This window comes from Halorubrum rutilum, assembly GCF_024494565.1.
Map to the genome: position 1 here is coordinate 317,203 of NZ_JANHDN010000001.1, position 19,981 is coordinate 337,183.

Here is a 19,981-nt window from a genome sequence, read left to right on the forward strand (position 1 = left end):
CGCGGCTCCCGAACCGGTCCCGGCGAGCGCCGCGCTTTTGCCTCGGCTTCGCGTACGTGAGTCCATGAGCGACGACGACGCGACGGACGCCGACGCGAGTCCCTCCAGTGACGGCGCGTCCGCCGGCGACGGCACCTCCGGCGGCGACGCGTTCGCCGCCGAGCTCGACCGCGCCCGCGGGCTCCTCGACGGCGACGACATCGAAGCGGTCCACGTCGGCGTCGTCCGCGACGGCGAGGTCGACACGACGTTCGCGCAGCGGGCCGACGACGACCCCGAGGGCGAGGGGCTCCGCGCGCTCGCGCTGCTCGCGGCGCACGTGCGACTGGTCTCGAACGAGGCCGGCGTCGAGCCCTCCGCGGTCGCCGGCGACGCGGCGACGCTCGCCGGGCGGGTGGAGCGGATCCCCGCCAGCACGGACGACCTGCCCGACGAGTGAGAGCGGCGACGCCGCCCTCGCGGCCCGTCGCGGTCTCCGCCTACTCGCTCGCCCGGATGCGCGAGAGCTGGTGGGCCACGCCGGCGAGCGCGACGAGGAGTATCGCGAGGTTGAACGCCGCCAGCGCGATCGGCTGGTAGGCCGGGTCGAGCCACGTCCGGATCGCGGCCCCGGTCTGGCTGTAGAACCCCCAGCCGGCGATCAGCGCGAGCAGGACCAGCGCGGCGAGGCCGACCCGGTCGAGGATCCCCCGAAGGCGGTCGGTCGAGAGCCGACCGATCCCGCCGTCGGTCGACCGGTTCGGGTCGCCGTCGTCGGTCGCGATTGGTTCTGTCGGTTCGGCGGCCGGGGTCGGTTCGGCCGTCGCGGTCGATTCGCCCGTCGCGGTCGCGTCGGTGTCGGTCATGGGTTGGGTCGCGGGTGGGTCGTCGTCGCGGTCGGCGGTGGATCGGTCGTCGTCGCGGTCGGTCGTCCGTCCGTTCTCGTCCCCGGCGGGACGCTCGTCGCCCGTCATGCTCGCCTCCGCGCGTACAGCGCCGCGGCGAGGAGCGCGGCGAGCGCGACGACCGGGCCGAAGCCGGGCGTGCCGTCCTCGGTGCTCCCGTCGCCGGTCGGCGCGCCGGCGTCCGCGCCGTCGGCGCCGCCGGCCGCGTCGTCGCCGCCAGCGAAGTCCTCGACGGAGAACTCCACCTCCTCGACGGTCTCGTCGGCGGAGATCGTCTCGCGGGGGTTCAGGTTGGCGACCCCCTGCGTCTCGTCGATGAGGACGTCGTCGCTCCACAGCGCCGCGTCGACGTAGTAGTTGTAGTTCGCGGGCACCTCGACCGTCATCGTCACCGTGTCGGTCCGACCGGGCCGGACCGACCCGACGGTCTCGCTGGCCTCGTCGGCGATCACGTTCGACTCGGCCTGCCGCATCAGGAGCCGGAGGTCGAGTGGCTCGGAGGCGGTGTCCCCGCGGTTGGTCACCGAGACGGAGACCGACAGCGTCGCGGTGGTGTTGTCCGCCTCGCGCACGCTCACCGCGACGGTCGGCCAGACGTTCCCCTCGGTGAAGCCGACCCGCGTGTCGGCGTAGTCGGGCGTGAGCGCGGCCACGCCGCCGACGCGGGTCGTCCGGCTCTCCCGGCGCTCCCCGTCGGCGAAGACGACCGTCTCGATCCGGTAGCCGCCCTCGCGCTCCACGTCGACGGAGCCGTTGATCGTGCGTTCGCCGCCGCCGTCGACGGTGCCGACGTCGACCGTCGTCTCGTCGACGAGCAGTCCCGAGTCGGCGCCGATCGCGCGGTGGCGCACGGTGACGTTCTCGACGGGCGGTCCTCGGTGCCGGAGGTCGACCCCGAGTCGGAGCTCCGCGGTCTCGCCGCGGACCTCGCCCGGCGAGACGACCACGCCGGCGACGTGGAGGTCGCCGGGGCGCTCGGTCTCCTCGCGGGGATCGTCGAGGGCGTCCGGCGCGGCGACGACCCCGACCGCGCTCACGACGAGCACCGCGGCCGCGGCCGCCAGGAGGGCAGTTCGCGTATCCATACGTCGCACGTCAGACCGGCGATATAAGTGCTTTGTCGAGTCCGGGGCCGCCGGACGGCGGCGCCGACCGTTCCTCCGGCCGGCTCACAGCACCCGATACCGCCCCCGCGACTCGGAGAGCTCGCCGCGCCGCGTCAGCTTCGTCAGGATCTCGCGGGCCGCCTCCGGGGGAATCCCGTGCTCGCTCGCGCGCGCGACGACGTTCGACTCGGTCGGCTCCTCGGCGGCCTCGACCGCGTCGCGGACGACCTCCGTCCGGGTCCGGGAGTTCGCCTCGCCGCCCTCGGCGCGGGCGCCGGCCTCGTCGACGGCGTCGGCGTCGATCCCGCCCGCTTCGAGGTACTCCCGGTCGTCGATCCCGGCGTCGTCGACGGCGCGTTCGAGCTCCGAGACGTGGTCGACCTCCGCGAACGCCGCGCTCTCGTCCCGCTTCTTCGCGAGCAGCGCGGCGCGGGCCTCCCGGGCCGCGTCGCGGTCCTCCGACTCGAAGAACCGCTTGAGCTTCGCCGTCCGGTGCGTCTTCCCGCAGCGCGGGCAGGTCGCGCTGTCGCTGGTCCGGGGGTCGGAGAGGAGCCACATGGCCGCGCACTCGTTGCAGCCGACGACCGCGTACATGTACTCGGGTTCCGCGGCGCGGGATTTGAACCCTCGGCTATACTCAGTTGACCAGGTCTCACCGACGAACGCTTCCAGAGTCCCAGGCGGTTATTTACAACCAATTGTTGACAGATTGACGGCGAACTCTTCCAAAGCCCCGGCCGGGAGGACTCGATGCGCTCGCTGTCGTTCGAGACGCCGAAGGCGTCTCGTGACGACGAAACGGCTTCGCCGTTTCGAACCACGGTCCTCGTCGCTCACTCCGTTCGCGCCTGCGGTCCTTGCGTCGCGCGTCTTCGTCCTCCCGACTGCCCCTTTGAGTCCCACCCGACCGCAACCGCACCGCAGCCTCACACCTCCCCAACCTCGTCGCTGGCGCCGTCGGTGCCAGCGACTCCCTCGCGCGGCGCTCCTTCGCGGCCGCCACCGGCGGCCGCTCGGAGGCGCGCGCCACCGCGTTCAGTTATAAATAATCGCGTCGGCGTTCCCCGTTTCATCCGCGCGCCGGTCCCACGCCCGAACTAATGCCCTTTTGAACGCGGGGGACCTCCGTCCGGGTATGACCGAGACCCTCAGGCTCGCCACGCGCGGGTCGGACCTGGCCCTCCGACAGGCCGGGGCCGTCCGCGACGCGCTGTCGAGCCGCCGACGCGACGTGGAGCTCCGGCGCGTCGAGACCCGCGGCGACCAGATCCCCGACGAGCTGATCCACCGGCTCGGGAAGACCGGCGCCTTCGTCCGGTCGCTCGACGAGGAGGTGCTCGCCGGCGACGCCGACCTCGCCGTCCACTCGCTGAAGGACGTGCCCACCGAGGGGATGGACGACATGGTCGTCGCCGGCGTCCCCGAGCGCGCGCCCTCCGGCGACGTGCTCGTCCACCCCGACGGGCTCGGGATCGCGGACCTCCCCGATGGCGCCGTCGTCGGGACGGGCTCGCTCCGGCGGACCGCCCAGCTCAAGGCCGCGCGCCCGGACCTCGTCGTCGAGCCGCTGCGCGGGAACGTCGACACCCGGATCGAGAAGCTGCTCGCGCCCGGGCTCCAGGCGGAACACGAGCGCCGGCTGATCGCCGCGGGCGAGGCGAGCGCGATGACCGCCGAAGAGGGCGGGACGGGCGAAGAAGGCGATGGGGAGGCCGACGCCGACGCCGAGGGCGACGAGCCCGAGGTCGACGAGGAGTTCGAGACCACCGTCGAGGAGTGGTTCGACTCCCTCTCCGACCTGGAGCGCTCGGCGATGGAGCGGAAGGTGGAGACGGAGTACGACGCCGTCGTCCTCGCGGAGGCCGGGCTCCGGCGCTCCGACCTGTTCCGCGAGGTCCCGACGACCCGGCTCCCGCGCGAGGAGTTCGTCCCCGCGGCGGGCCAGGGCGCCATCGCGGTGACCGCGACCGACCCCGACGTGATCGAGGCCGTGCGCTCCGCGGTCGACCACCCGCGGACCCGGGTGGCGGTCACCGTCGAGCGGACGATCCTCGGCGAGCTCAACGGCGGCTGCGTCGCGCCCATCGGCGTCTCGGCGCTCGTGCAGGGCGAACACGTCCACACCCGCGTTCGGGTGCTCTCGACCGACGGCACCGAGGAGGTCGCCGACACCCGCGACCTCCCGATCCGGTCGCACGCGAAGGCGGCCGAGTCGTTCGCGGCGGACCTGGCGGACCGGGGCGCGGCCGACCTGATCGCGGCCGCCCGCGATGAGGCCGAGACGGACGAAGGGACCCGTCAGGAGGCGGACGATGAGTGAGGGAGGAGGGGCGGCGACGCCGACCGAGGGGCGAGCCGACGCCGACCTCGGCACCGTCTACCTCGTCGGCTCCGGCCCGGGCGACCCGGATCTCATGACCGTGAAGGCCGCCCGGCTGATCGAGTCGGCCGACGTGGTCCTCCACGACAAGCTCCCCGGTCCGGAGATCCTCGACGAGATCCCGGCCGAGAAGCGCGAGGACGTCGGCAAGCGCGCCGGCGGCGAGTGGACCCCCCAGGAGTACACCAACCGGCGCCTCGTCGAGCTGGCGCGCGAGGGGAAGTCCGTCGTCCGGCTGAAGGGCGGCGACCCGTTCGTCTTCGGCCGGGGCGGCGAGGAGGCGGAACACCTCGCCGACGCCGGGGTCCCGTTCGAGGTCGTCCCCGGCGTCACCTCGGCGATCGCGGGCCCCGCGGTCGCCGGGATCCCGGTGACGCACCGCGACCACGCCTCCTCCGTCTCCTTCGTCACGGGCCACGAGGACCCGACGAAGGAGGAGTCGGCGGTCGACTGGGACGCGCTCGCCGCGACCGGCGGCACGATCGTCGTGCTGATGGGGGTGGGTAAGCTCCCGGCGTACGCCGCCGAGCTCCGCGACGCCGGCCTCGCCGGCGACACTCCCGTCGCGCTGGTCGAGCGCGCGACCTGGCCGGAGATGCGCGTCGCGACCGGGACGCTCGACACGATCGTCGACGTCCGCGACGAGGCGGGGATCGAGCCGCCCGCCGTCACCGTCATCGGCGACGTGGCCGCGACCCGGGACCGCGTCGTCGAGTTCCTCCGGAACGACCGGGATCGGGGTGGAGAGGCGTGAGCGACGGCGGTGCCGAGACCGAACGCGACGACGTCCCCCGCGTCGCCGTCTTCCGCCCGGCCGACGAGCGGATCGACGACGCGGCGGCCCTGCTGGAGTCGCTCGGCGCCGAGCCGGTCGCCGACCCGATGCTCGCGGTCGAGCCGACGGGCGCGGTCCCGGCCGCGGCCCCGTGGGTCGTCCTCACGAGCAAGACCGGCGTCGAGCTCGCGGCCGAGGCGGGCTGGGAGCCGGGCGACGCGGCGCTCGCCGCCATCGGCCCCGCGACCGCGGCCGCGGCGCGCGAGGCCGGCTGGACCGTCGACGTGGTCCCCGACGAGTACACCTCGGCGGGGCTCGTCGAGGCGCTCTCGGAGCGCGTCGACGGCGGACGCGTCGAGGTGGCGCGCTCGGACCACGGCAGCGACGTGCTCCTGTCGGGCCTCCGCGAGGCGGGCGCGACCGTGAACGAGACGGTGTTGTACCGCCTGACGCGGCCGGCGGGCGCGGGCGAGTCCGCCGAGCTGGCCGCCGCGGGCGAGCTCGACGCCGCCGCGTTCACCTCGTCGCTCACGGTGACGCACTTCCTCGACGCCGCCGCGGAGCGCGGGGTCCGCGACGCGGCGGTCGCGGGCCTCGCCGACGCGGTCACGGGCGCCATCGGCGCGCCGACCGCGGAGACGGCGGCCGAACGCGGGATCGACGTCGACGTCGTCCCGGAGGACGCCGACTTCGCGGCCCTCGCGGCGGCCGTCGTCGAGGCGGCGACGGACGACGGGACGACCGCCGCCAGCGATTCGGACCGATAGATCTCGAAATCGATACTCCGGTCCGACCCGACCGCGCCGTCGCGAGAACCGTCGGCCTGAACGCCCTCGGGGCGGTTCCTCTCGCCCGCGTCGCTGCCCGGAAATCAGAACCGATAATTCGAGACGCGTATTTATCAGCCGATAGGTGAGACGTAGCGGCATGCAACCGAGCGAGCGCTGGTCGCTGCGGACCGACGACGCGGTGGTCGTCGTCGAGTTTCCGCACGGGACGGGGCTCAGCCCCGCCGACGGCGAGGCGCTCCTCGACCGGTGGCGGAGCGTCACCGCCGACCGCGCGGTCGGCGCCGTCGTGCTCGTGGTGCGAACGAGCCGCCCGTGCTCCGACGCCGGACGGCGGGCGCTCCGCGAGTCCGCGCAGATCGCCGTCGCCCGCGGCGTGGACCGGTTCGCCGTCGTCGGCGAGCGCTCGAAGCGCCGCTACCTCGAGCGCACGATCGACGTCGAGGGGGTCGACACCGAGGCGTTCAACGACGACGACGCCGCGCTGCGGTGGGCGAAGTGCCCGTCGGCGACCGCGCCCTCCGTCGAGACGTCGTCGTAGCTAGCTGCCGTCTCCGGTAGCGGTCTCGGTTTCAGTGTCCGTTCCGTTTTCCGCGTCTCCGTCGTCGCTCTCCTCGTCGTCGGCCCCGTCCTCGCCGTCCTCGTCGTCATCATTTTCGTCGTCCTCGTCGTCTTCGTCGTCCTCGTCGTCGATCTCGTTGACGTCGACGTCGCGGCCCGCGACTCCGCTCCCGGAGATCACGGGCTTGAGGATGTAGCCGTTGTTCGGCCCGCGCTTGACGACGTTGATGTCGAAGACGAAGCTGACCGGCTCGTCGGGCGTGACCTCGAAGCCGTTCGTGATCTGGAGCTTCTCGCTCGGAAGCTTGACGTCGACCGTCTCGCCGCCGACGACCCCCTCGACGTTCGAAACCTCGAGCTCGATCTTCTCGTAGCTCCCCGCCGGGATCTCGCCGTCGAACACGGCGATCGCGTCGTCCTCGATCACCCGCGTGAGGTCGACCGTCGCGCCGTCGAGTTCCACGACAGTGAAGCCGCGGTCACTCTCGTCCTCGTCGTCGTCTTCCTCAGGTTCCTCGTCCGCGTCGTCCCCCTCGTCCGCGTCGTCCTCCTCGTCCCCGCCGTCTCCGTCGTCTGTCTCGTTCGCCCCGTCGTCTTCGTCCGCCGTTCCGTTCACCGACTCATCGTCGCCGTCGGTCTCCGTGGCGTTCTGATCGGAGTCGTCGTCGTCACCGTCTTCCTCGTCGTCATCCTCTTCCTCGTCGTCATCTTCCTCCTCGCCCTCCGGCGCCTCGAAGACGCGGGCCTCGCTGAGCGTGACGTCCAGCCGGTCGAAGTCGGCGATGTCGGCCGGGGCGTCGCTGATGAGGAGCCGGAAGTTTCCGGTGAGCGTCTGGGAGCCGTCGGAGCCGTCGGAGCCGTCAGCGCCGTCCGAGCCGTCCGAGCCGCCTGACGAGGGGAGCGCCCCGTCGCCGGCACAGCCCGCGAGCAGCGTCGCGCTCGCCCCGGCGCCGAGCGCCACGAACTCCCGTCGGCCGAAGCCGTCGGTCGAGGTATCGTACGAGTCGTCGCCCGTCGACTGCGATCGGTCCGTCATGGTGATTCGTCGAACGGCCCCGACGCGGGTATAAGAGGAAGATCCTCGCCCCGAATTTGCGCGGATTAACCCCGTTTGGGAGACTCCCGTCGCGGTTTCGGACCGAACCGTCGCGGCCGGGTTCCGTTGCGGAGGTCCGGGCGTCCCCGACGTGGCGGACGAACGCCCCCGAGAGGTCGAGACGGGAGCGTCCGAACGGAACCGACGGGCCGGGAGGTCCGCCGTGTCGAACGGTCGGCTCCGGAGCGTCCCCGTCAGGGCGCCTCGCGCGCCGTCGAGGGTGGAAAATACCTATGAGATTTCGCTCGCATACGCGCGGGTATGACGGGCGGTGACGCGGGTTCGGGACCGAACGGCGACGCCGACGAACTCCCGCCGGGCCCCGACGGGCTCCCGGTGCTGGGGAACGCCCATCAGTACGTCAGGCGACCGATGGGGTTCTTCGACGAACTCGCGAAGTACGGCGACGTCGTCCGCTGCGAGTTCCCGCGTATCGACGCGGTCGCCGTCTTCCATCCCGATCACATCGGTGACGTGCTGTTGGACCCGAGCACGTACGAGCGGTGGAACTTCGACGAGCTCAAGGAGATCCTCGACTACGAGATCGCACCGCGGGGGCTCACCTTCACCCGCGGAGAGGAGTGGCGGCGACAGCGACACTTCCTCCAGCCGATGTTCGGATTGGATCGGCTGGAGGGGTTCAGTTCGGCCATGGTCGCCGCCACCGACCGACTGGTCGCCGAGTGGGACGACGGCGAGGAGGTCGTCATCAACGAGGAGTTCTCTCGCCTGACGCTCTCGATCCTGACGAACTCGCTCTTCGACTTCGACCTCGGGGAGCGGCGGCAGGTGATCACCGACGCCGCAGACGAACTCCAAGCCATGGCCGATATGAGCGGTCTCGCGGCGGCGGAACTGCTCCTCCCGTCGTGGGTGCCGACGCACAGGAACCGTCGTTACACGCGGGTCATGGACGCTTTCGATGAGACCGTCGACGCGCTCGTCGAACGGCGACGAGCGAATCCGGACCGCTACGACGACCTGTTGACGACGATGCTCGAAAGGGAGGACGACCACGAGTACGCGATGAGCGACGAGGAGATCCACGACCACCTGATCACGTTCCTCATCGCCGGTCACGAGACGACCGCGACGGCGCTGACGTTCACGTGGCTGTTGTTAGCGACCAACGAGGACGAGCGGCGCCGGCTCGAAACGGAGGTTACGACCGCGTTGGACGGCCCGCCGACCGCCGACGACCTCCCCGAACTCGCGGTCACCGAGCGCGTGGCCAAGGAGGCGATGCGGATGTATCCGCCCGCGGGGATGCTGTTCCGGGAAGCCACCGAGGAGACGCGGCTCGGCGGGTATCGGATCCCCGAGGGGACGAAGGTCCTGCTCCCCCAGTTCACCGTCCACGCCGACGACCGATGGTTCGAGGCCCCCGACCGATTCCGTCCCGAACGCTTCACGCCCGAGCGGAGCGATCGGCGACCGGAGTTCGCCTACTTCCCGTTCGGCGGCGGTCCCCACCAGTGTATCGGCATGCACTTCGCGATGATGGAGCTGAAACACGTCGTCCCGATCCTCGCGCGACGCGTGCGGTTCGAGCTGTTGAGTTCGCCCGCGCCCGACGTGAACATGGAGCTGACGCTACAGCCGTCCGAGGACGTTCGGATGCGCGTCCACAAGCGGTGAACAAGGCGGCTACGCGGGGATCACGGCGCGGGCGCGTCGATTCCCGCCTCCTCGACCACGCGCTTCGCCTCCCGAGTGGCGCGCGCGCGGACCGCCTCGGCGTCGATCCCGACGTGTTCGCCGTCGTCGTACCGGACCTCGCCGTCGACCATCGCGAACATCACGTCGTCGCCGTGGGCGGCGTAGACGAGGTGCGAGAGGGGGTCGTGGACCGGGGTGGCGCGCGTGCGGTCCGTGGTGAGGCCGATCACGTCGGCGCGGTGGCCCTCGCGGAGGGTCCCGAGGCGGTCGAAGCCGGCGGCGCGCGCGCCGCTCGTCGTCGCCATCTTCAGCACGGTCGCGGCCGGGAGCCGGGTCGGGTCGCGGGCGTCGACCTTCCCGAGGAGGCTCGCCTGCCGCATCTCGGTGAACGGGTCGAGCGTGTTGTTACAGGGCGGGCCGTCGCTGCCGAGCGCGACCGTGATCCCGCGGTCGAGGTAGTCCTGGACGGGCGCGATCCCCGAGGCGAGCTTCATGTTCGACGACGGGCAGTGTGCGACGACCGTGTCGGTCTCGGCGAGCACCTCGCGCTCGCGCTCGTCGGTGTGGACGCAGTGCGCGAGGGTCACGTCCGGCCCCGTCAGGCCGACCTCGTCGAGCCACAGGACGTTCCGCTTGCCCGTGTCCGCCTCCACCGCGGCGATCTCGTCCTCGTTCTCGCTCGCGTGCGTGTGGATCGTCACGCCCTCGTGGCGGTCGGCGAGCGCGCGACAGCCCCGCAGGCAGGCCTCGCTGCAGGTGACGGCGAACCGCGGCGTGACCGCGTACCGGACCCGGCCGCCGGCGGCGCCGTGGTACTCTGAGATTAGGGCCTCGCTCTCGGCGAGCGCGGCGTCGGTGTCCTCCAGCAGCCCCTCGGGGGAGTCCCGGTCCATCAGCACCTTCCCGAGCCGCGCGCGGATCCCGGTGTCGACCGCGGCCTCGAACGCCTGCGCCGCGTGGTTGACCGAGAGGTGGTCGACGACGGTGGTCGTCCCCGATTCGAGGCATTCGAGGTAGCCGAGCTCGGCGGCGGCGCGGGTCGCCTCGGCGTCCATCGCGGCCTCCATCGGGAGCACCGCGTCGAACAGCCAGTCGAGGAGGGCGTCGTCGTCGGCGATCCCCCGGCCGAGCGACTGGACCGAGTGGACGTGGCCGCCGACGAGGCCGGGCGCGACGATGTCGAACGCGCGGCGCTCGTGGTCGGGGTAGCGGTCGCGGAGGGTGCTCTCCTCGCCGACCGCGGCGATCGTCTCGCCCTCGACGACGACGGCGCCGTCGGCGATCACGGTCTCGGGGTCGGCGACGACGGTTCCGGCGATCAGCATGTCCGTCCGTTCCTGACGGTCGACTCATAAGAGGGTGTCCCTCGCGGGTCGGCGACGACCGAGGCGGACGTCGACGCCGCGGTCCCCCGCCCGCTACTCCGGTTCCGGCTCGCGCTCGCGCCGTTCCCCGGACTCGCGTCGGCCCGGAGACTCGCGTCGGCCCGGAGACTCGCGTCGGCCCGCGGCGCCGGCGTCGGTCCGGTCGTCCGGTTCCTCGGTCTCTAACAGTCGGTCGAGCCGCCGCTCGAACTCCGCCTCGTCGATCTCGCCGCTCGCGTACCGTTCCCGGAGCGTCGCCAGCGGGTCCTCGGTCGCCGCGGTCGACGACGCGGACTCCCCGTCGGGATCCGCGGACTCGACCAGCGGGAACTCGTCCCCGAGCAGCAGCACCAGCGGGATGAGCACGAAGAAGCCGAGGATGAACGTGGCGGGTATCAGCGCCGACAGCGCCTCCGGGAGGAGGACGGCGAACAGCGACGTGAGTCCGAACGAGAGGATCGCGACGAGGCCGATCAGCTTCGTCTTCTCGAACGTCGGGAGGGCCATGTCGCATACGGTCAGACGAACTGACAAAAGCGTGTCGCCGAGCGATCGGCGGTCGTCGTCGACCGGCGCGCGAGCGCGACCGACGGCTATTCGTTCCGGCCGCCCCCACCCGGATCCGTGCTCAGATACGTGACGACGAACCCCGGGAAGGTGCGCGAGGCGGAGCGCTACCTCCCGGACGGCTCGGTGGAGCGGCTCGACTTCGACTACCCCGAGATCCAGGCGGCCGAACTCGGACCCATCGCCGCGCGCGGCGCTCGGGAGGCGTACCGTCACGTCGGCGAGCCGGTGCTCGTCGACGACGCGGGGCTGTTCGTCGAGGGGCTCGACGGCTTCCCGGGGCCGTACTCCTCGTACGTCGAGGAGACGCTGGGGATCGAGCGCGTCCACGAGACCGCGAGCGACCTCGACGACCGCCGGGCCGCGTTCCGCTGCACCCTCGGCTACTGCGACGGCGACGGCTTCGCCGCGAGCCCGGACCCGGTCGACCGAGGTGACCGGAACGCGGCCGCGGCGGCGGGCCCGGGGGGAGACGGCGACGGGGACGGAGCCGGTCAGCGCGGCGAGGCCGACGCGCTCCCGGTCAAGCTGTTCGAGGGGTACGTGCCCGGTCGGATCGTCGCGCCGCGCGGGGAGGGCGGCTTCGGCTACGACCCGATCTTCGAACACGACGGCGAGACGTTCGCCGAGATGGACACCGACCGGAAGAACGCGGTGTCACACCGGGGTCGGGCGTTGGAGAAGTTCGCCGAGTGGTACGCGGACCGGTGAGGCGGCGACCGCTCGGGCGGTGTCGTCGTCTCAGGCGGCGTCGTCGATGGCGGCGTCTCAGGCGACGTCCGCGATCGCGTCCGCGAGCAGGTCGCAGCCCAGCTCGATCTCGCGCTCGGTGACGTCGAGCGGCGGGAGGACCCGGAGCACGTCGTGGCCGGCCGCCAGCGTGAGCAGGCCCCGGGAGAACGCCGCCTTCAGGGCCGCGTCGCGGCGCTCCTTCGTGTCGAACCCGAGCGCGAGCATGAGCCCCTTCCCGCGCACGTCCTCGACGCCCGGCAGGTCGGCGTCGCGCATCGTCTCCTTGAACTGTCGGCCCCGGACGGTGGCGTTGTCCATGAGGTCGTGCTCGCGGATCGCGTCGAGCGTGAGCGCCCCCTGCGCGGCGGCGACGATATCGCCGGCGCCCCACGTCGACGAGAGGCGGCTCTTCTCCTCGGGGAACACGTCCTCGCGGGAGACCGTCGCGCCGACGCGGAGCCCCTTCGCGCTGGCGATCACGTCGGGTTCGAGCGCGTAGTGGTCGGCGCCCCACAGCTCGCCGGTGCGGCCGACGCCCGACTGGATCTCGTCGGCGATCAGCGTGATGTCGTGCTCGTCGACGAGGGCGGCGACCTCGTCGGTGAACGCGTCGGAGGGGAACCGGTAGCCGCCCTCGCCCTGGATCGGTTCGAGGATGAGGTACGCCACGTCGTCGGGGTCGATGTGTCCGCGCTCGGGGTCGAGCTTCTCGCGCAGCCGGGAGACGCCGCCGGCGAAGAAGCCGCACGAGCAGCTCTCGGGGGTGCAGGTCCGGTCCTCGCAGAACGGGGCGTCGTGGACGCCGCTGACCTCGGGGAAGTCGCGGCGGTAGACGGACTTGGAGCGGTTGAGCGAGAGCGCGCCGAGGGTCCGGCCGTGGAACGCCCCGTCGAACGTGATCGCGTGTTTGGCGCCGTCGGAGTCGTCGTACGCGATCTTGATCGCGTTCTCGACCGCCTCCGCCCCGGAGTTCGAGAGGAAGACGGTGTCCATGTCGTAGTGGGCGGTGACCTCGGTGAGCCGCTCCATCAGCCCGGACGACCCCGGGACCCCGTCGCCGGGTGAGTCGCCGCCGGCGACGTAGAAGTCTTGGCCCGCGATCTTTAGCGGATCGACGAGGTCGAACTCGGCGAGCGGCTCCATGATCAACGGATTATTGTAGCCGAGCGGCGCGGCGGCGACGTGGCTCGTGAAGTCCATGAGGACGTTGCCGTCGACGTCGGTGCAGAACGGGCCCTCGGCGGGCGCGGTGCGGTCCCAGACGAACTCGTAGACGTACGTGCTCGGCGCGGCCGACTCGTGGTGGTAGTCGACCCACTCCCGCGCGCGGTCGCCCGGGAGCTCGGTGACCTCGGGGGTGGCCGTGTGGCGATCCATGTCCACGGGTCGCACGCGAGCCGAATAAATCCGAGGCGATCCCGCGGTCGTTGGAGATAGCTCCAACCGCGGTCGCGGGCGGGGAGAAACCGAGTGGGGCGGGAGAGACGAGGAAAAGAGGGAAGCGAACGGGGCGGCGAGCGGCGAGGTCGGTCAGTGGTCGACGTACTGCGTCTCCCACTCGGTCCGGGCCTCGATCTCGCGGCGACCGCGGCGCGTCAGCGTGTAGTAGTTCGTGCGGCGGTCGCGCTGACCCTTCTCGACGAGCCCCTTCTCGACGAGCGTGTCGAGGTTGGGGTAGAGCCGGCCGTGGTGGATCTCCTTCTCGTAGTACTCCTCGAGCTCGTCTTTGATCGCGAGCCCGTGGGGCTCGTCCAGGCCGGCGATCACGTAGAGCAGGTCACGCTGAAAACCCGTAAGGTCGTACATACAACTGACCGTACATTCCCGTTCTAAATAAATAAATATGCCGTTATAACGGACCTCGATCCGCGCTTCGACCCGCGGAGTCACTCGATCCGCACGGTTTGGATCTGTCAGAAGGCCAACTATGGTGCGCGGATCCGGGCCCGAACCGCCGCCCCGATCGAACGCTCGAAAACTGATACGTCGCCGTCGGGACGCGTCGCTCGTGACGGGGCGTGGAGCGGCGGAAAGCGACGGGACCCGTCCGAGCGGTCGCTCCCGACTGTCGGGGAGTGTCGCGAGTGTCGGTGAGTGTCGGTGATCGGCCGTCGCGTCGCTCGCGAAAAGGCGGTATCGCGAGCAGAAAGCCGGCGCGCCCGACGCGGAAAAAAGCCGCGTCGGGCGGCCGATTGGTCCCCGCTGACGCTTCGGCCCTCCAGACGAAGCGTCACCTGTCGATACAGGGTTCAAACTGATAAAGGTAACGAGCCTTCGCTATTGGTGTTCGATCGGTCACACGTTACGGGTCGAAACGGGTCGGTCGGGGGGAGTCTCGGGCCGTGCGACTCGCTCACATGTGTTCCTCTTCCAGCACCCAGCCGAGCGCGCGCTTGTAGTGGGTGAACAGCTGCTCGACGCCCCGGTGGTTCATCTCCTCGTCGTCGAGCTGCTCGCGGAGGAACTCGTACTGCTCGCGGATCTCGTCTTCGGAGCGCATGGGCGCGGGTACGATTCGGGTCGGGATAGTGTTGTGGCCGCGGACGACGTATACGAGGCGTGATGCGGATCGACGGGGAAACATCTCTGACTCCCAGCCGCTCGGCTGTACGTGAGCGACGACTCCGCGGTGAACACTTCCAAAGCCCCAGCCGGGAGGACTCGATGGGCTCGCTGCGCTCCTCAGTCGCTCGTTTCACTCGCTCCCTGCGGTGCTTGCGTCGCCCGTCTTCGTCCTCCCGGCTGCCCCTTTGAGTCCCGCCCGACACGGCGACCGCACCTCACGCCTCCCCAACCTCGCGGCTCCCTCCGCTTCGCTCCGGTCGCCGCGTCCCTCGCGCGTGCACCTCGCGCCCTGCGAGCGCTCGGCGGCACGCGCCACCGCCCCGTTTATTTATAAGTCGACACCGTTCCGTCGGTCCGAACTCGCCCGCGAACGATACGTTGATACGTCGACCGCCGGTACTCGGTGAGACGATGGACGACCGGACGCGGGAGTACCTGAAGGGGCGGTTCGGCGACTACTACCGCCGCGCGTCGCCGTCGCTCCCGCCGGACGCGAACCTCCGCGAGTGGGGCCACATCCCGTGGACGCCCGGCTCCGGGACGACGATGGTCCGCCACCAGTCGCTGTTCGACCTGGGCGACGTCGACACGTTCTTCGCGGACAACGCGCCCCGGCACGCCTACTTCTCGGCCGCGCGCTACGACGACCCCAGCGCCTCGACGATGTCGAAGAAGGGGTGGCGCTCGGCGGACCTGATCTTCGACCTCGACGCCGACCACCTCCCCGGCGTGGACCCGGAGGCGACCCCGTACCCGGAGATGCTCGCCGAGTGCAAGGAGGCCCTCCTGCGGCTGCTTGACTTCCTCGACGACGACTTCGCCTTCGAGGACCTCACCGTCGTCTTCTCGGGCGGGCGCGGCTACCACGTCCACGTCCGCGACGAGAGCGTCCGGGAGTTGGACAGCGAGGCGCGCCGGGAGATCGTCGACTACGTCCGCGCGATCGACCTCGACACGGAGGGGCTGATCCGCACCGTCTCCGAGCGCGGCACGACGAAGCGCGTGCTCCGGACCGAGGGCGGGTGGGGCGCGCGCGTCCACGAGGCGCTCGTCGAGTACGCCGACGACCTCCGCGACATGGACGAGGAGGCGGCCCGCGAGCGCCTGATGGAGCTGGAGGGGATCGGCGAGGGACGCGCGGAGACGATCCTCGGCGCGTTCGAGCGCAACCCGGCCGCCGTCCGCGAGGGCAACGTCGAGGCCGGGGGGCCGGGCGTGCGCCGGCTCGTCTCCGCGCTCGCCTCGCGCGTGACCGCGACCGACACCGCCCCGATCGACGAGCCCGTCACGACCGACACGCGGCGGCTCATCCGACTCCCGGGGACGCTCCACGGCGGGTCCGGGCTCGTCGTCACGCCGATCGCGCGCGACGACCTCGCCGGCTTCGACCCGCTGCGAGACGCGGTGCCCGACCGGTTCGTCGGGCGGGAGATCCGGATCGAGACCGACCTCGATCGGACGGTAGAATTAAACGGCGAGCGCGTCAGAGTTGAACCCGGTAGAAACACCGTGCCCGAGTTCGCCGGGGTCTTCCTCATGGCCCGCGGCGAGGCGCGGAAGGCACCCGAACGATGAACCTCGACGAGCTCAGATCGGCGCAGGCGAAGGAACGCCGCAAGGACAGCCTCCAGCACCTGCGGGACTCCTTCTACGACGACGTGGCCGCCTACGTCGCCGACCTGCGCGCGGCCCGCGACCGCCGCGCCGAGCAGGTCGACAACCCCTTCTCCGACGACGACGTCCGCCGCCTCTCCGACGAGGTCGAGACGGCCGAGGAGGTCGCCGAGGCGCTGTACGAGCGCCGCGTCGGCAAGGTCGTCAAGCTCGCCTCGTTCGCGGCCGCCGACATGTCGGTCGACGCGGACGGCATGACGACCGAGGAGCGACGGCTGTTCGACGACCTCGTCGACCGGATCAAGGCGAACAAATCGAGCGTGCTCGACGTGCTCTCCGGCGAGGTGTCGACGGACGAGTCCGGGTCCGATCCGGCGTCCGGATCCGACTCGACGCCCGCGACCGACCCGACGCCCGATCCCGATTCGACTTCCGAACCCGATTCGACCTCCGAACCCGATTCGACCTCCGAACCCGATCCGGCGCTCGCGTCCGACGAGGCCGCGGGGGACGGACGGCCGGCGGAGGACGGCGAGGTCCCCGACGCGCTCGCCGGCGCCATGGGCGGCGCGGACGACGAAGTCGCGGACGCGCTCGACGCGCCCGCAGACGAGGCGGGGGCGGCGCCGGATTCGCCCCCGCCGACCGACGCCCCGGACCGCGGACCGAGCGACGCCCCCGGTGAGGGGGCGACCACCGACGGCGGCCCGACCGCGGTCCCGCCGGACCCCGCGCCGCCGGGCGCCCCCGGGGTCGACGACTCGGGAGGCGCGAGCGACGGCGATTCCCCCGGGGACGCGAACGAGACCGGCTCCCGCGACGGCGCGGCGGAGGCGCCCGCCGAGGGTGACGCCGGGACCGGCTCCGCCGTCGACGGCCGCGAAACCGTCCGGATCACGCGCGACGTCGGCGCCATCCTCGGCGTCGACGAGCGGGAGTACGACCTCGCGAGGGAGGACGTCGTGACCCTCCCCGCCGAGAACGCGGCCCCGCTCGTCGAGCGGGACGCCGCGGAGCGGCTCGACTGAGCCGGGAGCGCGACGCGCGGGTTTCTCCGAGGTCGCCCGAATCGGGACCGACGAGCACTAACGCCGCGGGCGACTACGGATCCGCAATGGAGGTCGAGTTCCTCGGCGGCGCCCGCGAGGTCGGTCGGAGCGCGGTCCTCGTCGACGACGCGCTGCTCCTCGACTACGGGCTGTTGACCGCGGAACCGCCGCAGTATCCGGTCCGCGATCCCGAGCCCGACGCGGTCGTCGTCTCGCACGGCCACCTCGACCACGCGGGCGCGGTGCCGGCGCTGCTGAAGGGCGACCGCCGGCCCGCGGTCCACTGGACCCCGCCCACCGCGGACCTGACGCGAACGCTCGCGCGCGACACGCTCAAGCTGCACGGCAACAGCCCGCTCTGTCCCTTCTCCGAGGAGCACGTCGCGCGGCTCGGCGAGGTCGAGGAGCGGCACGCGTACGGGGAGCCGTTCGTCGTCGAGGCCGGCGGGACCGACTACGAGGTGACGCTGTTCGACGCGGGCCACATCCCGGGGTCGGCGCATGTGCTCGTGGACGACGGCCGGACCCGACTGCTGTACACCGGCGACTTCCACACCGACGACCAGCGGCTCGTGTCCGGGACGACGGCGCGGCCCGACGCCGACGCCGTGATCTGCGAGTCGACGTACGCGGACGTGACCCACGGGAACCGCCGCGCGGTGGCGAAGCGCTGGGCCGAGAGCGTGCGGACGACGATCTGGGAGGGCGGCACCGTCGTCGCGCCCGCGTTCGCCATCGGGCGGACCCAGGAGATGATGCTCGTCGCCGAGGCGAACGACCTCACGCCATACGTCGACGGGATGGGGACCGAAGTGACGCGGCTGGTCCGTCGGTACCCCGAGTTCCTGTCCGACCCCGAGGCGCTCCGCCGGGCGGCGGGCGCCGCGCGGTTCGTCACCGGCCGCGACGGCCAGCGCGAGCGGATCGCCGCCGACAACGAACTGATAATCACCACCTCGGGGATGCTCGCGGGCGGTCCGGTCCGCTCGTACCTCCCGGCGATCCGCGGGAGCCCGACGAACCTCGTGACGCTGACTGGGTATCAGGTCGAGGGGACGCCGGGCCGAGAGCTACAGGACCGCGGGCGACTGGAGCTGAACGGTCGGGTCCGCCCCGTCAGTGCCCGGGTGGAGTCGTACGACTTCTCCGCGCACGCCGACCGCGAGGGGCTGGAGTCGTTCCTGGACTCGTACCGCGGCGCGCGGGTGCTGGCGAACCACGGCGACCGGTGCGAGGCGTTCGCCGAGGACCTCCGGGCCGACGGGTACGACGCGAGCGCGCCCGACGTCGGAGCGCGGGTCGAGCTGTGAGGAAGGCTGGTTGAGCTGTGAGGAAGGCGGGTCGGATTACGGAAGAGACGGATCGGGCCGTAGGGAAGGCGGGTCGTCGTCCTCGCTCTCGGCGGCGCTCCGGCTACTCGCCGCCGTCGGTGTACGCCCGGTCGTCGAGCACGCGGTCCGCGGTGGCGTCCGCCTCGGCCGGGCTGGGACACTGTCCGGAGACGACCTCGTCGGTGAGGTCGCAGGCGAGCGCGTAGACGGCCGAGCCGTCGGCGCGTTCGGCGACGCGCTCGAACGTCGGGCGGTAGCCGGCGGCGGCGCGCTGTCCGGTCTGGTCGAGGGAGGCGTCGATGGCGTACTCGAGCTGGCGAACCGCTTCCTGTGGTTCCATATCCGAACGCTCGGCCTCGTCGCACTTAAGTATACTCGGATTCGGAATTGAGTTAATAATCACGCGCCAGCTGGAGTCGCCGGCGCGGAGGGGCGCGGATCGACGTTTATACGCGGCAGGGTCCCGGAAGGCGTCCATGACCGACGCAGACGAGCGGGCGGCCGTGGCCGAGCGCGCGGCGCGAGCGGGGGGCCGCGTGGCGCACGACCGCTTCCGGGACGACATCGCGGTCGAGACCAAGGGAGAGGACGACGTGGTGACGGCGGCCGACCGCGCCGCCCAGCGAACCGTGATCGAGTCGATCCGGGAGACGTTCCCGGAGGACGCGATCGTCGGCGAGGAGAGCGACGAGCGCAAGACCGTGCCCGAGGAGGGCGCGGCGTGGGTGATCGACCCGATCGACGGGACGCACAACTACGTCCGCGAGATCCGCGTGTGGGGCACCGCGGTCGCGGCGGTCGTCGACGGCGAGCCGGTCGCGGCCGCCACCGCCTGTCCCGCGCTCGGCGACGTGTACACCGCCGACGGCGACGGGGCGTTCCGGAACGGCGAGCCGATCGCCGTCAGCGACGTCGCCGACCCGCGTCGGGCCGCCGTCGACCCGACGCTGTGGTGGGACCACGACGCCCGCGACGAGTACGCCAACGCCTGCGAGGCGATCGTCCGGCGGTTCGCCGACATGCGGCGGTTCGGCGCCGCACAGGTCGTGCTCCCCACCGTCGCCGCGGGGGGCCTCGAAGGCGTCGTCTCGAACCTGCGGGCGAACCCCTGGGACTCCGTCGCCGGCGTCTTCATGATCCGACAGGCCGGCGGGCAGGTCACCGACCTCGACGGCGACCGCTGGCGACACGACTCGACCGGGCTCGTCGCCTCGAACGGGACCCTCCACGACGAGGTGCTCGCCGCCGCGCAGGCGATCGAGGAGTCGGAGTGAGTGCGGGTATTTATATATAGATCTGCGGCGGCGCGTGCCTCCGAGCGGGCCATCGGCCCGCGAGGAGCACCGCGCGAGGGACGCGGTGAGCGCTCGGAGAGCGCGAACCGCGAGGCTGGGGAGGTGTGAGGTGCGGTTGCGGTGCGGTCGGGTGGGACTCAAAGGGGCAGCCGCGAGGACGAAGCACGGCGCAGTAAGCACTACAGGGAGCGAGCGTAGCGAGCGACCGAAGCGCG

General features: G+C 71.7%; 21 protein-coding genes. 11 read left to right on the forward strand and 10 right to left on the reverse strand.

The annotated features are described in order from the left end of the window. Positions 1-64: 64 nt before the first annotated feature. The gene (locus tag NO900_RS01740) at positions 65-439 is read left to right on the forward strand and encodes a DUF8113 family protein (RefSeq protein ID WP_256407486.1); all 375 of its coding nucleotides are present in this window, start codon (positions 65-67) and stop codon (positions 437-439) included. Positions 440-479: 40 nt separating this feature from the next. Here the strand turns inward: NO900_RS01740 and NO900_RS01745 are convergent, their stop codons facing one another. The 3 genes from NO900_RS01745 to NO900_RS01755 form a co-directional block, all read right to left on the reverse strand. Further along, the gene (locus tag NO900_RS01745; protein ID WP_256407487.1) at positions 480-953 is read right to left on the reverse strand and encodes a DUF8060 family membrane protein; all 474 of its coding nucleotides are present in this window, start codon (positions 951-953) and stop codon (positions 480-482) included. Then, positions 950-1,969 carry a DUF7490 domain-containing protein gene (locus tag NO900_RS01750; protein WP_256407488.1) on the reverse strand — a complete coding sequence of 340 codons (1,020 nt, stop codon included), beginning with the start codon at positions 1,967-1,969 and terminating at the stop codon, positions 950-952. Before NO900_RS01750 ends, NO900_RS01745 begins: the two co-directional genes overlap by 4 nt. Positions 1,970-2,053: 84 nt before the next feature. Further along, entirely contained in the window at positions 2,054-2,584 is a 531-nt protein-coding gene (locus tag NO900_RS01755) for a DUF5817 domain-containing protein (RefSeq protein ID WP_256407489.1), read from the reverse strand. Positions 2,585-3,125: 541 nt separating this feature from the next. Between NO900_RS01755 and hemC the strand changes: the two genes are divergently transcribed. From hemC to NO900_RS01775, 4 genes are all read left to right on the forward strand, one after another. Next, positions 3,126-4,310 carry a hydroxymethylbilane synthase gene (gene hemC, locus NO900_RS01760; RefSeq protein ID WP_256407490.1) on the forward strand — a complete coding sequence of 395 codons (1,185 nt, stop codon included), beginning with the start codon at positions 3,126-3,128 and terminating at the stop codon, positions 4,308-4,310. Next, positions 4,303-5,124 carry a uroporphyrinogen-III C-methyltransferase gene (cobA, locus tag NO900_RS01765; protein WP_256407491.1) on the forward strand — a complete coding sequence of 274 codons (822 nt, stop codon included), beginning with the start codon at positions 4,303-4,305 and terminating at the stop codon, positions 5,122-5,124. Before hemC ends, cobA begins: the two co-directional genes overlap by 8 nt. Next, entirely contained in the window at positions 5,121-5,912 is a 792-nt protein-coding gene (locus NO900_RS01770) for a uroporphyrinogen-III synthase (RefSeq protein WP_256407492.1), read from the forward strand. Before cobA ends, NO900_RS01770 begins: the two co-directional genes overlap by 4 nt. 160 nt (positions 5,913-6,072) lie before the next feature. Further along, on the forward strand, positions 6,073-6,474 hold the full coding sequence (locus NO900_RS01775) for a hypothetical protein (RefSeq protein WP_256407493.1): 402 nt from the start codon (positions 6,073-6,075) through the stop codon (positions 6,472-6,474). Here the strand turns inward: NO900_RS01775 and NO900_RS01780 are convergent, their stop codons facing one another. Continuing rightward, a complete protein-coding gene (locus NO900_RS01780; RefSeq protein ID WP_256407494.1) occupies positions 6,475-7,530 on the reverse strand; it encodes a DUF4382 domain-containing protein in 1,056 nt (351 codons plus the stop codon). 321 nt (positions 7,531-7,851) lie between these two features. Here NO900_RS01780 and NO900_RS01785 point away from each other — a divergent pair, with 321 nt between their 5' ends. Next, complete coding sequence (locus tag NO900_RS01785; protein WP_256407495.1) at positions 7,852-9,228, forward strand: cytochrome P450; 1,377 nt, start codon at positions 7,852-7,854, stop codon at positions 9,226-9,228. 20 nt (positions 9,229-9,248) lie between these two features. Here the strand turns inward: NO900_RS01785 and NO900_RS01790 are convergent, their stop codons facing one another. Both NO900_RS01790 and NO900_RS01795 read right to left on the reverse strand, forming a co-directional pair. After that, positions 9,249-10,574 (reverse strand): 5'-deoxyadenosine deaminase, encoded by a 1,326-nt coding sequence (locus NO900_RS01790; protein ID WP_256407496.1) that lies wholly within the window; start codon positions 10,572-10,574, stop codon positions 9,249-9,251. A gap of 93 nt (positions 10,575-10,667) precedes the next feature. Beyond that, positions 10,668-11,120, reverse strand: a complete 453-nt coding sequence (locus NO900_RS01795; protein ID WP_256407497.1) for an SHOCT domain-containing protein — start codon at positions 11,118-11,120, stop codon at positions 10,668-10,670. A gap of 117 nt (positions 11,121-11,237) precedes the next feature. Between NO900_RS01795 and NO900_RS01800 the strand changes: the two genes are divergently transcribed. Then, a complete protein-coding gene (locus NO900_RS01800) occupies positions 11,238-11,891 on the forward strand; it encodes a non-canonical purine NTP pyrophosphatase (RefSeq protein WP_256407498.1) in 654 nt (217 codons plus the stop codon). Positions 11,892-11,948: 57 nt separating this feature from the next. On the opposite strand, the gene NO900_RS01805 is transcribed toward NO900_RS01800, so the two are convergent. The 3 genes from NO900_RS01805 to NO900_RS01815 all read right to left on the reverse strand — a co-directional run bounded on the left by NO900_RS01805 (position 11,949) and on the right by NO900_RS01815 (position 14,412). Further along, complete coding sequence (locus NO900_RS01805) at positions 11,949-13,289, reverse strand: aminotransferase class III-fold pyridoxal phosphate-dependent enzyme (RefSeq protein ID WP_256407499.1); 1,341 nt, start codon at positions 13,287-13,289, stop codon at positions 11,949-11,951. 153 nt (positions 13,290-13,442) lie between these two features. Beyond that, positions 13,443-13,718, reverse strand: coding sequence for a PadR family transcriptional regulator (locus NO900_RS01810; RefSeq protein WP_256407500.1), 276 nt, complete (start codon positions 13,716-13,718; stop codon positions 13,443-13,445). A 547-nt stretch (positions 13,719-14,265) separates the two neighbouring features. Then, positions 14,266-14,412, reverse strand: coding sequence for a hypothetical protein (locus NO900_RS01815; RefSeq protein ID WP_176697281.1), 147 nt, complete (start codon positions 14,410-14,412; stop codon positions 14,266-14,268). A gap of 476 nt (positions 14,413-14,888) precedes the next feature. Between NO900_RS01815 and priS the strand changes: the two genes are divergently transcribed. The 3 genes from priS (at position 14,889) to NO900_RS01830 (ending at position 18,450) form a co-directional block, all read left to right on the forward strand. Next, positions 14,889-16,052, forward strand: a complete 1,164-nt coding sequence (gene priS / locus NO900_RS01820) for a DNA primase small subunit PriS (RefSeq protein WP_256407501.1) — start codon at positions 14,889-14,891, stop codon at positions 16,050-16,052. Then, positions 16,049-17,119 carry a DNA replication complex subunit Gins51 gene (locus tag NO900_RS01825; RefSeq protein WP_256407502.1) on the forward strand — a complete coding sequence of 357 codons (1,071 nt, stop codon included), beginning with the start codon at positions 16,049-16,051 and terminating at the stop codon, positions 17,117-17,119. Before priS ends, NO900_RS01825 begins: the two co-directional genes overlap by 4 nt. A gap of 86 nt (positions 17,120-17,205) precedes the next feature. After that, complete coding sequence (locus NO900_RS01830) at positions 17,206-18,450, forward strand: MBL fold metallo-hydrolase (protein WP_256407503.1); 1,245 nt, start codon at positions 17,206-17,208, stop codon at positions 18,448-18,450. A 103-nt stretch (positions 18,451-18,553) separates the two neighbouring features. Here NO900_RS01830 and NO900_RS01835 read toward each other — a convergent pair whose 3' ends face one another. After that, a complete protein-coding gene (locus NO900_RS01835) occupies positions 18,554-18,811 on the reverse strand; it encodes a hypothetical protein (protein WP_256407504.1) in 258 nt (85 codons plus the stop codon). Between the two features lie 136 nt (positions 18,812-18,947). Here NO900_RS01835 and NO900_RS01840 point away from each other — a divergent pair, with 136 nt between their 5' ends. Continuing rightward, positions 18,948-19,745, forward strand: a complete 798-nt coding sequence (locus NO900_RS01840) for an inositol monophosphatase family protein (RefSeq protein WP_256407505.1) — start codon at positions 18,948-18,950, stop codon at positions 19,743-19,745. Positions 19,746-19,981 lie beyond the last annotated feature (236 nt).

Bases quoted from the DNA above. Each gene is read 5' to 3' on its own strand.
- priS (WP_256407501.1), top strand. From the start codon at position 14,889: ATGGACGACCGGACGCGGGAGTACCTGAAGGGGCGGTTCGGCGACTAC.
- NO900_RS01745 (WP_256407487.1), bottom strand. From the start codon at position 953: ATGACGGGCGACGAGCGTCCCGCCGGGGACGAGAACGGACGGACGACC.
- NO900_RS01810 (WP_256407500.1), bottom strand. From the start codon at position 13,718: ATGTACGACCTTACGGGTTTTCAGCGTGACCTGCTCTACGTGATCGCC.
- NO900_RS01805 (WP_256407499.1), bottom strand. From the start codon at position 13,289: ATGGATCGCCACACGGCCACCCCCGAGGTCACCGAGCTCCCGGGCGAC.
- NO900_RS01740 (WP_256407486.1), top strand. From the start codon at position 65: ATGAGCGACGACGACGCGACGGACGCCGACGCGAGTCCCTCCAGTGAC.
- NO900_RS01790 (WP_256407496.1), bottom strand. From the start codon at position 10,574: ATGCTGATCGCCGGAACCGTCGTCGCCGACCCCGAGACCGTGATCGCC.
- NO900_RS01830 (WP_256407503.1), top strand. From the start codon at position 17,206: ATGGAGGTCGAGTTCCTCGGCGGCGCCCGCGAGGTCGGTCGGAGCGCG.
- NO900_RS01825 (WP_256407502.1), top strand. From the start codon at position 16,049: ATGAACCTCGACGAGCTCAGATCGGCGCAGGCGAAGGAACGCCGCAAG.
- NO900_RS01780 (WP_256407494.1), bottom strand. From the start codon at position 7,530: ATGACGGACCGATCGCAGTCGACGGGCGACGACTCGTACGATACCTCG.
- NO900_RS01785 (WP_256407495.1), top strand. From the start codon at position 7,852: ATGACGGGCGGTGACGCGGGTTCGGGACCGAACGGCGACGCCGACGAA.
- NO900_RS01815 (WP_176697281.1), bottom strand. From the start codon at position 14,412: ATGCGCTCCGAAGACGAGATCCGCGAGCAGTACGAGTTCCTCCGCGAG.
- hemC (WP_256407490.1), top strand. From the start codon at position 3,126: ATGACCGAGACCCTCAGGCTCGCCACGCGCGGGTCGGACCTGGCCCTC.
- NO900_RS01795 (WP_256407497.1), bottom strand. From the start codon at position 11,120: ATGGCCCTCCCGACGTTCGAGAAGACGAAGCTGATCGGCCTCGTCGCG.
- cobA (WP_256407491.1), top strand. From the start codon at position 4,303: ATGAGTGAGGGAGGAGGGGCGGCGACGCCGACCGAGGGGCGAGCCGAC.
- NO900_RS01840 (WP_256407505.1), top strand. From the start codon at position 18,948: ATGACCGACGCAGACGAGCGGGCGGCCGTGGCCGAGCGCGCGGCGCGA.
- NO900_RS01775 (WP_256407493.1), top strand. From the start codon at position 6,073: ATGCAACCGAGCGAGCGCTGGTCGCTGCGGACCGACGACGCGGTGGTC.
- NO900_RS01835 (WP_256407504.1), bottom strand. From the start codon at position 18,811: ATGGAACCACAGGAAGCGGTTCGCCAGCTCGAGTACGCCATCGACGCC.
- NO900_RS01750 (WP_256407488.1), bottom strand. From the start codon at position 1,969: ATGGATACGCGAACTGCCCTCCTGGCGGCCGCGGCCGCGGTGCTCGTC.
- NO900_RS01755 (WP_256407489.1), bottom strand. From the start codon at position 2,584: ATGTACGCGGTCGTCGGCTGCAACGAGTGCGCGGCCATGTGGCTCCTC.